This window comes from Mesobacillus maritimus (assembly GCF_019749255.1).
Lineage (GTDB): Bacteria > Bacillota > Bacilli > Bacillales > Cytobacillaceae > Mesobacillus_B > Mesobacillus_B maritimus_A.
Genome location: NZ_JACWFH010000029.1, coordinates 1 through 13,145, shown reverse-complemented (window position 1 = coordinate 13,145; position 13,145 = coordinate 1). Strand labels below are relative to the sequence as shown.

At 40.7% G+C, this 13,145-nt stretch carries 9 protein-coding genes; 4 read left to right on the top strand and 5 right to left on the bottom strand.

Annotation, left to right across the window (positions count from 1 at the left end; genetic code table 11):
• Positions 1-81: 81 nt before the first annotated feature.
• From H0185_RS18830 to H0185_RS18810, 5 genes are all read right to left on the bottom strand, one after another.
• Entirely contained in the window at positions 82-762 is a 681-nt protein-coding gene (locus H0185_RS18830; RefSeq protein ID WP_221875038.1) for a YesL family protein, read from the bottom strand.
• 189 nt (positions 763-951) lie between these two features.
• Positions 952-1,977 carry a LacI family DNA-binding transcriptional regulator gene (locus H0185_RS18825; protein WP_221875037.1) on the bottom strand — a complete coding sequence of 342 codons (1,026 nt, stop codon included), beginning with the start codon at positions 1,975-1,977 and terminating at the stop codon, positions 952-954.
• A 114-nt stretch (positions 1,978-2,091) separates the two neighbouring features.
• On the bottom strand, positions 2,092-2,907 hold the full coding sequence (locus H0185_RS18820; protein ID WP_221875036.1) for a carbohydrate ABC transporter permease: 816 nt from the start codon (positions 2,905-2,907) through the stop codon (positions 2,092-2,094).
• A complete protein-coding gene (locus tag H0185_RS18815; protein WP_221875035.1) occupies positions 2,907-3,767 on the bottom strand; it encodes a carbohydrate ABC transporter permease in 861 nt (286 codons plus the stop codon). Before H0185_RS18815 ends, H0185_RS18820 begins: the two co-directional genes overlap by 1 nt.
• Before the next feature lie 332 nt (positions 3,768-4,099).
• Positions 4,100-5,389, bottom strand: coding sequence for an ABC transporter substrate-binding protein (locus H0185_RS18810; protein ID WP_221875034.1), 1,290 nt, complete (start codon positions 5,387-5,389; stop codon positions 4,100-4,102).
• Positions 5,390-6,317: 928 nt separating this feature from the next.
• On the opposite strand from H0185_RS18810, the gene H0185_RS18805 reads away from it, so the two are divergent.
• The 4 genes from H0185_RS18805 to H0185_RS18790 all read left to right on the top strand — a co-directional run bounded on the left by H0185_RS18805 (position 6,318) and on the right by H0185_RS18790 (position 12,718).
• Positions 6,318-7,253 carry a dihydrodipicolinate synthase family protein gene (locus tag H0185_RS18805; RefSeq protein WP_221875033.1) on the top strand — a complete coding sequence of 312 codons (936 nt, stop codon included), beginning with the start codon at positions 6,318-6,320 and terminating at the stop codon, positions 7,251-7,253.
• A 106-nt stretch (positions 7,254-7,359) separates the two neighbouring features.
• A complete protein-coding gene (locus H0185_RS18800) occupies positions 7,360-9,342 on the top strand; it encodes a YjhG/YagF family D-xylonate dehydratase (RefSeq protein ID WP_221875032.1) in 1,983 nt (660 codons plus the stop codon).
• 86 nt (positions 9,343-9,428) lie between these two features.
• A complete protein-coding gene (locus H0185_RS18795) occupies positions 9,429-10,829 on the top strand; it encodes an MFS transporter (protein WP_246629291.1) in 1,401 nt (466 codons plus the stop codon).
• A 317-nt stretch (positions 10,830-11,146) separates the two neighbouring features.
• The gene (locus H0185_RS18790; RefSeq protein WP_221875031.1) at positions 11,147-12,718 is read left to right on the top strand and encodes a glycoside hydrolase family 43 protein; all 1,572 of its coding nucleotides are present in this window, start codon (positions 11,147-11,149) and stop codon (positions 12,716-12,718) included.
• The last annotated feature ends 427 nt before the right edge of the window (positions 12,719-13,145 follow it).

Genomic DNA, 13,145 nt, shown 5'->3' with positions numbered 1-13,145 from the left:
GTAAATCTACCGGCACCTGACTTCTGACAAAGTTTCCTTGTAAACAAACTCATCCCTATGTATATAGAGATTCATACTGATTTATATTTTTCGTGCTGTTACTTTTAAGTAAAATCGGTAAAAAGCTGAAAAGGCCAAAAAGGCAATCAAGGATCCAGAAAAAAACAGCAGAAGAAACAGCGGTCCCTTGATACTTGCATATAATAAAACGAACCCACTTAACAATACAGCGAGCAGCAACACTGGACTCCCTAACGTAATAAGAAAGGTATTCTTCAGTAATACGCGTAGCTTCATATCATAATGTGCATTCATCGAGAAAAAGTTTATGGTCAAGACATATAAAATCAATCCAAATATAATAAAAACAAAGGCTAGGATCATACTGGTGTCTTTTATAAAGAGAAAGTCCACGATTAAAATGACCCATAAACCAGTAAATAGGAATCCTCCAAGCAGACTTTTTCTGTAATTCTGTTTGTAATAGTTCACGTACGAAAGAAACAAGGAAGTTCCCTCGTTCTCAATGATCCAATCCCTTACCGAAGCAAACATCGCCGCTGTTGCTGGGAAAAGGACAAACGGTGCTAACACAACCGTTATGGTGGCGTACAGAATCCTTTCTGCTTGTCCTTCAGCTAACAGGAGATTCCCTGTAAAAAAGACGACCGGAAGATTAAACAATAGCCACAACACATTGATGACCGCAAACCTCATAACCCACTCACTTACTGTATACAAGCCACCCATGAAGTTGTTCATGACTTCTCCTCCTGATCGTCTCATTCATTAATCATTTTTCGGGGGGTTCCAAAGTCTAAACCCGCGACAAATAGTCCCACCAAAGCACTTTTTACCTTTTCCCACACATTGTGCACTTTAAGCGAAATCGTTTGCGCATCCCTTCAAAAAAAAATTGCATTGGCAATAGTAAGCCTTCGCAACGTTTTTTTATTTAACTTTTATGGCCATGCAGGATTCTCGCTCAACAATAATTGTTGGGATAATGACACTTTTTTTAAACATAGAAGGATTTTTAATCTCCTCAATTAAGCATTTAGCTGACTCGTACCCCAACTGATAAATCTGGGTATCAATTGATGTTAACGGTGGGGTTGCTAACTGAGCAATAAACGTATTATTGAAGCTGATGATACTGACATCGTCAGGGACTTTAATGTTTTTTTCACGCAAGCATAACAATAAATTTAAACCAGTTATATCATCTGTTACCACAAATCCAGTTGGAGGATTAGGGAGATCCATGACCTCATCAACGGTTTCCTTCATTAAAACCGTTTTATCTAAACTCTTGATATACGCAGGCTCAATCTCAAGGTCATTCAAGCGGAGAGCTTCCATATACCCTGTTCTTCTCGCTGCTGCTACTTCAAACTGTGGTTGTTCGCCGATGAAAGCTACTTTTTTATGTCCTAGTTGAATTAAAAATTCTGTTGCTTCTCTTGCGGCACGAATGTTATCATTGTCGACACTCATGATTTCATTTGCTTTGCCAATTGGTTTTCCCACAACCACAAATGGAATGCCACTCTGCACGAGGAACGGAACAACTTTGTCGTCCTTTTTCGAGTACGACACAATTAGTCCATCCACCCGTTTTCCTTGAACCATTTTCACCACATCTTGAAAAATTGCTTCCTCTGACTCACCCGTCGTGATGCTAATGTTATATTCTTGCTGGTGGCAAAGAGCACTAATTCCCCTTAAAACTTCTGGGAAAAAGGGATCATGCAACGAAGCACTTGTCGAGTTCTTCATAACGATTCCAATCGTTTGCGTTGATTTCTGAACGAGAACACGAGCATTATGGTTCAAATGATACCCCATTTCTTCCATTACCTTGCGCACTTTTCGTTTCGTTTTCTCGCTAATTCTCGGACTGTCCGAAATGACACGCGAAACGGTAGAGGGTGCAACATTTGCCTCACGCGCAACATCTTTAATTGTGACTGCCATTTTTTCCACCTTCATTTCCTTTCAGTAGTCATCTTCAGACTCATATCCTTCATTTTATGATAAAACGACCGAAAGCTCTATACCTTTTTATGAACGTTTCCTAACAGAGCTCTCTTATTTAACTGCACCTTCAGAAACACCTTCAATAATTTGCTTTTGCGCAAAGAAGTACGCCACGATAACCGGGATAATGGCAATCGTTAATCCCGCAAGTGCTAAATGCCACTGTTTTGTGTATTGTCCGAAGAAGTAGAACATTTTCAACGGAATTGTTGCATTATTTTCACTTAATATTAAGGATGGCAATAGGTAGTCATTCCAAATCCAGATGACATTTAAAATCGCGACTGTCACAGAAATCGGTTTTAGTAACGGGAAGATGATGCGCGTAAACGTCTGGAAGCGGTTTGCGCCATCAATCGTTGCCGCTTCATCCAATGACTGCGAAATTCCTGTCATGGCACCATGGTATAAGAAAATGGATAAACTGCTACCAAATCCTAGGTACATAAAGATCAAACCAGCTTGATTCAGCATATCCGCTTTACCGAAGAGCGACGTAAGTGGAATCATCACAGATTGGAACGGTATCAACATTGCAGCAACAAACAACAAGAGAATTCCACCACTTAGTTTGCTTTTATTTCGTGAAAGAGCGTATCCTGCCATCGAGGAAAACACAATAATGACCACGACACTGACAACAGTAATCATAACTGAATTCCAAAGAGAGTTAACAAAGTCTAGGTCAATAAACGCCTCAACAAAGTTATCGAACGACCACGCTTCTGGAAGGCCCAAAACGCCCATAAAGATTTCCTTTTTTGATTTAAACGCATTGACAATCATTAAATAAAACGGAGATAACCATAATACCCCAAGCAAAATACCGAAGGCCCCAATTAGATAATTTTTTAATTTGCTCTCCATTATAGGTCAACCTCCCGCTTCTTGTTGTAATACACTTGCGTTAAGGCAATTGCCGCAACCATGATGAAGAAAACGACTGCTTTTGCTTGTCCATATGCCATTTCATTTGCGCTGAACGCTGTTTTTACGATTTCCATTGCGACCATTTGTGTTGATTCGTACGGTCCACCATTTGTTAACGACAAGTTTTGGTCGTAGATTTTAAAGGAATTCGACAAGGTTAAAAACATACTAACCGTAAACGCTGGTGCCACTAGTGGAAAGGTAATATTTTTAAAACGTTGGAAGCTATTCGCACCATCAATTTTCGCTGCTTCGACGAGTTCTCCAGGAATATTCTGCAGGTAGGCAATATAGATGATCATGATATACCCAGCCATCTGCCAGCATGTCAGAATGACAAGACCCCAAAAACCAGTGCCAGTCGTCGATAGCCAACCTTGTAGCCCTTCAATCCCAAGCGCTTCGCCAACATCACTAAACACATTGATAAAAATAAACTGCCAAATGAAACCTAAGATTAAGCCGCCAATCATATTAGGCATGAAGAAAACAGTTCTTAATAGATTGCTTGTTTTCAACTTTTGCGTCACAAGAAGGGCAAATCCTAATCCAATTACATTAAGGAGAATGATTGTTACAAACGAGAACTTAATCGTAAACCAAATTGAATTTAAAAATGCTTTATCTTGGAATAGATTGATATAATGCTCAAATCCCACAAACTGCGACGCTGTTAGTCCATTCCAATCAGTGAACGAATAATAGGTACCGTAGATTAATGGAACAATGACTACTAGCCCTAAACCGACTAAAACTGGTGTGAGAAAAAGCCAGAATGATAGACTTCGATTTCCCATGTGAACCCCTCCGATGGTTTTTTGAAGGGCTTTGTAAATATTAATTGTTGATTTCCGCTCCAGGCACTTCGCTTTCCGCGGGCGTGCCGGGGAGCCTCCTCGGCGCTTTAGCGCCTGTGGGGTCTCCCCTGCCCCGTACTCCCGCAGGACACTGAATGACATCCTTGAATTTGCCCACGCACGAGAAAATGTGCAGTTCATTTTCGAGGAGTCTTCGTGCCTTCCGCTCCAATCAACAGTGTGAAATCAACAGTATACTTTAACAAAGCCTTTTGAAAAATAAAGCTAACAGAACAGCTAGGTTAGCCTGTTTTGTTAGCCTTCTTTAACTATTATTTACGCTTTTCTTCCCACTGCTTGATTGAGTCTGCCTCAACTTCATCCCAAGTCATTTTGCCATCGATATATTGTTGCATATTCGGACCAGCTACGCCTGTGCCCCATGGGTTACTAGGGTAACCGGCGAAAATCCAGCCAATCGTCTTTCCTTCAGAAGCATAACGATAAACGTCTTGTGAAAGTGGATCAGAAATTTTATCGGTATCATAGCCATCGTAAGCAGGGATAAATTTAAATTGCGTTAACACGGCTTCTTTCCCTGTATCAGATGTGTACATCCAGTCTAAGAAATCTTTAGCTGCTTGTACTTCTGCATCATCTGACTTTGCATTTACAGCCCAGTAACTTGATACGCCAACAGGGATGCTGCCTTCATAGCCTTCTACAGGAATTGGTAGAATCCCAATGTTTTCCGCTAATTCAGGATCCATTTGCTCAACAGAAGCATACACCCAGTTTCCTTGTTGAATCATCGCAACTCTTCCTAGTGAGAAGTACTCTTCAACTTGTTGAGAGTAGTCAAGGCTTAGAACCGGTTGAATAGAGTAATCGTTCTGTAAATCTAGGAATCTTTTCATTTCCTGTCCTTTTTCGAACTTCACTGTATCCGCATTAAATGATTCCGTAACAGAATGATTGAATTCATCTGCTAAAAATGCATTCGCTAAGTGGTCGCCAAGAACCCAAGCTTCTTTTCCTGGAAGAGCAAATACCGCTTCAATTTCTAGCTCGTCCTTTTTGCTATCAAGGGTTTTAACTGCTTTTTCTAAGTCTTCGTAAGAAAGGATTGTGCTTGGGTCAATACCCGCTTTCTCAAAAATCGCTTTGTTATAAACTAGGCCATATCCTTCTTGGTTAACGGGTAATCCAAGAATCTCTTCCCCTTCTTGAACTGTAGCCAATGTTCCGTCTAATGCCGCCTCAGCAGCTGCCGTATCTGAAAGGTCTGTTAAATAGTCTTTATAGTCAATTACATCTTGTGGTCCTACAAGGTTGAAGATATCAATGTTTTCTCCTGATGAGAATGAAGATTTAAGGACTGGTGCATAATCCGTACCGCCACCAACTGTTTTGACATTGATTTTGATATCAGGATTTTCTTCTTGATATTGAGCAACCAATTCTTCAAATTGGGTCTTAAACTCTACTTTATTTTGGAAAATATCAATTGTTACTTTGTCTTTAGAAGCTGTATCCTTACTGCCTTCATCTGCAGATCCACAACCTGCTAGTAACAAACCTGATAACGCTAAAGCTGAAGCTGCTTTCACATAAAACTTCATCTACATACACTCTCCCTATCCACCATTAAGATTTTTTGTGAATTCGTTTGCACAAATAATTAAATAAAAAATGAGTTCTTTTCATTTAATATAAGCGCTTACAAACTTACCCAAAAATAAAATCCATTAAAGTTATCTATTTAATCTAGCAACGGTTTCAGCAACAAAGGAAAACGTTTGCATTGATTAACTAAGTTGATAGTATCATAGACAAATCCAGAGAGCAAGATAAAAATATTTATTTTTTTCGTTGCTTCCTTCTAAGATTCTCCATGATTTTAGCATTTTCCGTGTTTTTTCCTATTAAATTATTACTCTCCTAAATTCAACAGCCTGATTTGTTACTTTGTACAATAAAAAGAGATGTACGTGGCACATCCCTCTATCCAGTATTCTCGCTAAAAGATGAAAATCGTTTGCATACATTAAATCTGCATATACAGGAGCAATCCAATAATCTGTTCTAAGGAATGATTGAGATTGTTTGGCCATAACTAGAACTCATGACTTACCTACCTTAGTAATTTTAAGCTCAATCGTATGCTCGGTGATTAAATCTACTATTTGAAGGAAGCCTTGGACTGATTGGATGATCTGCATAAACTCCCCTCATGTTCCTTAAATTTTTCTAACAATTTACTACTATATCAAACTTTTCTCTAGTGGGTTAACTATATAGTGAAACCCATATACATTACCAGATGAGAAAAACCAGAATCTTACCATCTCTCAAAATGTAATTGCTTTCATTTTAGGTGATATGCTATAATCGTTCCATGTTATACAAAATAATAAAACTTAGTTTTATAATGTAAAACACCCTCAAATATCCATTGTTTTCACAGATTCTAGAAGAGTTTCCACAAATCAATCTTTGTAAAGTTCTTGGTCTCTCTATCTTACACGATAAAAACTAAGGAGGTTCAGAATGGATAAAACAACAATTTTTAAGGGGATTATTCCCCCAGTATCAACAATTCTTAATCAACAAGGAAAGTTAAATGAAGAGGAACAAGGGCTCCTTATTGATAGCTTAATTGAAGCAGGGGTTGACGGCTTGTTTTTCCTTGGGACTGGCGGCGAGTTCTCCCAAATGTCAGTAGAAGAGCGAAAAGCTGTTGCAGAATTTGCCGTTCGCTACACAAACAAAAGGGTACCAGTTTTAATCGGAACAGGAAGCACAAGTACACGAGAAGTTGTTATGTTAAGTCAGCATGCACAACAGATTGGTGCGGATGCAGTTGTTGTCATTAATCCGTATTACTGGCAGTTAACAGAAGAAAATCTTTTTAAACATTATCGTGATATCGCCAATTCGGTAGATCTTCCGATTCTATTGTATAATTTTCCAAACCTTACGGGCCAAGACTTATCTCCTGATTTTGTATGTGCTCTTGTTGACCAACACCCGAATATTGTTGGAATTAAAGAGACCATTGATTCTGTTGGCCATATACAAGAAATGATTTTAAAGGTCAAAAAGAAGCACCCTCATTTTGCCGTTTTTAGTGGGTTTGATAACCATTTATTAAATACACTTCAACTCGGCGGCGATGGAACCATTTCTGCGAGTGGAAACTTTGCTCCACAACTTTCTGTAGGCATCTACAATGCTTTTAACAGTGGGGATTTGGAGAAGGCTGTGGCCCTTCATAAGCAATTAGCCATCCTTCCACTTCTTTATCAAATTGATAGCCCGTTTGTCAATGTCGTGAAGGAAGCAACGAAACTGTGCGGATTAAACATTTCAACCGATGTCCTCCCACCTTCCAGACCACTTTGCGACGAAAAGAAACAACAAGTAAAAGACATTTTAGCTTTAGCCAATGTCCTTCCTGGGTTAAAAAGCGGAAGCACTCGTTGACTTTTGAATTCGGAAAATTCTTAAGGATGAAACTAATTTTCACATTAAATCATTCACAAGATTCCTAGCTTAATAGAAATAAAATCTTAAAAACGGGAGAGATTCGATGTCATTTCATTCCATTTTCACAACAGAAGACGAATCGCTATACAAAGTAAAGACCCATGCAAAGGGGCCAATTGGGACACTTCCCTTGACGCCCCAAATGCTTGAAGAGTCCCCGAGTGGAGATTTGTTTGGACTTTCCCAAAACGTTGGCATGGGTTGGGAGCCTAAAGACCTTCTTGGAACACAGGTGCTGATCCTTGGTACAAAGGGTGGTATCCGTGATCATGATGGCAGCCCAATCGCACTTGGTTATCATACCGGCCACTGGGAAGTCGACATTTTGATGGCAGAGGCAGCGAAAGAAATTCGCGAACAAAAGGGTGTTCCGTTTGCGGGATTCGTTAGTGACCCTTGTGACGGACGCTCTCAAGGAACGACCGGCATGTTTGATTCATTTCCATTTCGAAACGACGCGGCTATCGTGTACAGGAGGTTAATTCGTTCTCTTCCTACACGTAAAGCGGTAATTGGTGTCGCAACCTGCGATAAAGGTCTACCAGCCATGACGATTGCCCTTGCAGGCATGCATGATTTACCGACCGTCATTGTCCCTGGTGGAGTTACCCTTCCCCCGACTGTTGGAGAAGATGCCGGTAAAATTCAAACGATTGGCGCAAGATTTGCCAATAAAGAGATTTCCCTAAAAGAAGCTGCGGAGCTTGGTTGTGTGGCCTGCGCAACTCCTGGTGGTGGCTGTCAGTTCCTAGGTACGGCTGCTACAGCTCAAGTTGTTGCGGAAGCACTCGGAATGGCAATAACTCATTCCGCACTAGCGCCTTCCGGTCAGCCAATCTGGGCAGAAATGGCTCGTCAGTCTGCACGGGCAGCGTTAGAAATGCAGAAAAACAAGGTTACAACGAAGGATATTCTAACGGATAAAGCCATCGAAAATGCGATGGTGGTTCATGCTGCGTTTGGTGGATCTACAAATCTATTACTGCATATTCCAGCGATTGCACATGCCGCTAAATGTCATATTCCTACAGTTGAAGATTGGGTACGAATCAACCGAAAGACTCCGCGTTTAGTCAGTGTCCTGCCGAATGGACCGGATCATCATCCAACCGTCCGCGTTTTCTTAGCAGGTGGAGTCCCTGAGGTTATGCTTCATTTGAGAAAATTGGGGCTTTTACATGAAGATGTCCTTACCGTGACAGGTCAAACCCTAGGTGAAAACCTTGACTGGTGGGAAAAGTCTGAACGCCGCGCTGCGATAAGAAAGCGTTTAATTGAAGCCGATGGAGTCTCTCCTGACGATGTCATTATGAACCCAGAGAAGGCGAAAGAAAGAGGACTTACCTCAACCGTTACCTTCCCTACAGGAAATATTGCACCTGAAGGTTCTGTAATCAAATCAACCAGCATCGACCCTTCTAAAGTAGGAGAAGATGGTTTCTATCGACATACTGGCGTAGCAAAAGTATTTACTTCTGAAAGGTCAGCAATCAAAGCGATTAAAACAGGAGCTATTGAAGCTGGCGACATCATGGTTGTTATGGGTGGCGGTCCTTCTGGAACTGGGATGGAAGAAACCTATCAATTAACCTCTGCCTTAAAATATTTGCCTTTTGGCAAGCATGTTTCCCTCATCACAGATGCACGGTTCTCAGGCGTTTCGACAGGTGCTTGTATCGGTCATGTAGGTCCAGAAGCTTTAGGCGGTGGCCCAATAGGGAAATTACGAAATGGCGATCTTATCGAAATCATTGTGGACTGTGTTGGATTGGTAGGGTCCGTTAACTTTGTTGGTACATTGAACAAACGAACAACGGTAGAAGAAGGAACAGCAATCCTAAATGAGCGTGAGCCACACCCTGACCTGAAACCTGACCCGAACCTTCCAGACGATACCCGTTTATGGGCGGCACTTCAGTCCGCAAGTGGTGGAACATGGCGAGGAAGTGTTTATGACACAGACCGAATTATTGAAGTATTAGAAGCAGGAATGAAAGCCTTAGCAAAAGAAAAAACAACGATTTAGAAAGAAAGGATGGGAAGGTTCTGGTATTCCTAGAAAGAAGCATAAGCAGTCCCTTCCCTTTCCTACACCATTAAGGAGGAATCTATATGGCTTCAAATTTAAAAATGAATGAACCCCCTCAGAATCAACAAACTCCGCCACCTGTCGTCGGTGAAAAGGTTAAGTTAAGTGAACGCGTGGGTTATGGTCTAGGGGATTTAGCCAGTAACTTTATCTGGCAAGCGATGAGTATTTTTATTGTCTATTTCTACACAGATGTCATCGGAATTGCAGCGGGTATTGTCGGTTCGATTATGTTATTCTCTCGTGTCTTTGATGGCGTAACCGATGTATTAATGGGCTATATTATCGATAAAACCAAATCGAAGCATGGGAAGGCACGACCTTGGCTTTTATGGTTAGCTGTACCGTTTGCTGTCTCTGCGGTTTTATTGTTTGCCGTTCCAGATGTAAGTACTGCTTGGCAAGTCGTTTATATTGCCGTTACATATAACTTAGTATGTTTAGTTTATACAGGATTAAATGTCCCTTATGGAACACTTAATTCATTGATTACTCAGGATCAATATCAGAGGTCAATCTTGAATGTTTTCCGTATGGGTCTTGCCTTGATTGGTGTCCTGCTTGTAAGTAACTTAACGCTTCCACTAGCAACTTTCTTTGGTGGCGACCAATCTGGATGGGTATATACGTTTTTAATCTTTGGTGCAATCGGGTCAACTTTATTTTTTATTACCTTTAAAACAACGAAAGAACGCGTAAAACCTGTTAACAAAGAACTACAAGTAAAACCTGTACCACTGAAAGAAAGCTTAATGACACTTAGTAAAAATAAATACTGGGGAATTGTTACTGCCTTTATTTTAATCACGTATATTTGGAACGCTCTTAACTCAGGTGCTCTTGTTTATTTCGCTGATTATATTCTTGACAATACTTTACTTGTAGGCGCTGTCACTACTGCCTATACAGTCTTTACCCTTTTAGGGATGGTCTTTGTTGCTCCAATTACAAAGCGTTTTGGAAAAAGAAATGCGATGATTGTCGGGGTTTTCATTACACTTATTGGTTACCTTGTCATGTTAATTGACCTTTCAAGTGTGACAATGATTGTTGCTGGAACCATTATTCGCGGAATTGGGAAAGCCCCAATTAACGGAAGTATGTTTGCCCTACTAGCCGATACGATTGAATATGGCGAATGGAAAACAGGTATTCGTAATGAAGGAATGGTTTATAGCGGTGGTAGCATGGGAATTAAAATTGGTAGTGGTCTTGGAACCGCCATCATTGGTTGGGTACTAGCTTTCGGAGGATATGTAGGTGGCGCCGATGTACAAGCAGCATCTGCCCTACAATCCATCCAAACACTGTTTATCTACATCCCAATGGGCATTAACGTATTAATGATTGTTCTACTATTATTCTATAATCTAGACAAAAAATATCCACAAATCATTCGTGATTTACAAGCGCGTAACGCGTAGTAGGTAGTTCTTTTAATAGAGTACAGCAAACGCTTACCTATGCCACATTCCTAAATCGATTTAGTTCGGACTTATGACAATCGTATCTAGCTCTTTCTGCTATCTTTGTCAGTAAGTCCGTTCCTTCTTTTACTAGGGATGTTACGTAAGGTTTGTTGTTCTAACCCATTTCAAGAAAAAAATGGTATTCAGTAGGCTATAATGAGGTTAGCTAGTTCTTTAATCGGTTTCTAATGCCGTTTTACATTTACTCAATTTTATCTTCAAGCAACCAAGTTGAGCAATAACTTTTATTAAAAACGAGAGGATGTTCATTGATGACAAAAATAGTGAATCCAGTGTTGCCAGGATACCATCCTGACCCGTCTATTCTTAGAGTGGAAGATGATTATTATATTGCCGTTTCGACATTCGAATGGTTTCCAGGTGTACAAATCTACCATTCTAAAGATATGGTAAATTGGCAACTACTTCCCTATCCATTAACACGCGCCTCACAGCTAGATATGATTGGAAACCCAAACTCTGGCGGTGTTTGGGCACCTTGTTTGAGCTATTCAGACGGTCTTTTCTATCTAATCTATACAGATGTAAAAAGTAGAATGGGCGCGTTTAAGGACACACATAACTATTTAGTTACCGCTGAAAATATTGAAGGTCCTTGGTCAGAACCTATCTACTTAAATAGCAGCGGGTTTGATCCTTCCCTCTTCCATGATGATGACGGGAAGAAATGGTTGGTAAATATGATTTGGGATTTCCGTAAAGGAACCAACTCATTTGCTGGGATTGCTCTCCAGGAATATTCGGTGGAAGAAAAGAAACTTGTGGGTCCGATTCGCAATATTTTCAAAGGCTCCGAGCTTGGACTCACAGAAGCACCACATCTCTATAAACGAAATGGCTATTATTATTTGCTAACAGCTGAGGGTGGCACATGGTACACTCACGCAGCGACAATGGCTCGTTCTGAGTCGCTTTTTGGACCATATGAAATTGATCCAACCAATCCAATCCTGACTTCAGACCAAAGCGACCTAACGCAACTCCAAAAGGCCGGTCATGGATGTTTGGTCGAAACACAAAACGGGGAATGGTATATGGCGCATTTATGCGGACGTCCTGTGGTAGATAAAAAATGTATTCTTGGGCGCGAAACAGCCATCCAAAAAATGTACTGGACAGAGGATGGTTGGATTCGAGTTGAGGGTGGCAACCATCCACAATGGGAAGTGGATGCACCAGATTTGCCAGCTCATCCTGTTGAACACGAAAGTAATTATGATGATTTTAAAGAAACCTCTTATAAGAAGTATTGGAATTCGTTAAGAAGGCCGTTTGGGGAGGAGTGGATTTCGCTAACGGACCGTCCAGGCTATCTCACCCTTAAAGGCGGAGAATCGATGAGTTCCATGCATCGCCAAAGTCTGGTTGCTAGAAGGCTAGAAAGCTTCCATACGGAGATTGAAACAGAAATCGAATTCAACCCAGACACCTTTCAACAAATGGCTGGGATGATTGTATACTACGATACCGATGACCATGTATACCTACGAGTTACTCATCACGAAGAGTTAGGAACTTGCCTAGGAATCATCGAAACAAAGCACGGAAAATACGATGAACTACTAGCAAGCGATGTTTCCCTACCTGAAGGGTCTAGCTACAAATTAAAAGCTAGCATCGAGGATCAATGGCTACAATTCGCCTATTCCCTTGACGGAGAAACCTGGAACCTAATCGGCGACAAAATCGATATCAGTCACCTTTCTGATGATGATGCGGATTATATTCGTTTCACAGGTACATTCGTTGGCTTATGTGCCCAAGATTTAAGCGGACAAGCTAAACCTAGTTACTTTAAGTACTTTGATTATAAGGAACTATAATTAGCTCGAAATAGTTTGTTAGTGTGCTAGACATTAGTGTCTGGCACATTTTTTTATGATGAATAACGGTTGAAGCAAGACTGCCTTTGGTTAGGCTTTATATCATTCATCCGCCGGTTGTGTTGCGGTTACCTTCTGGTAATTTGCAAGAATCGGAACTGTTTTTTCTTTAAATGTGACTGTTTTTCTTTTATCCTTGATGGATTGGGCACATTGAGCTCTTCATTGTGACCGTTTCTCTCTTCTCCCTTCCTATTTGGTCACATTGAGCTCTTTATTGTGACCGTTTCCCTCTTCCCCCTTCCTATTTGGTCACATTGAGCTCTTCATTGTGACCGTTTCTCTCTTCTCCCTTCCTATTTGGGCACATTGAGCCCTTCATTGTGACCGTTTCCTAGAAATGCTAATTTAATTATGTACAAAAATG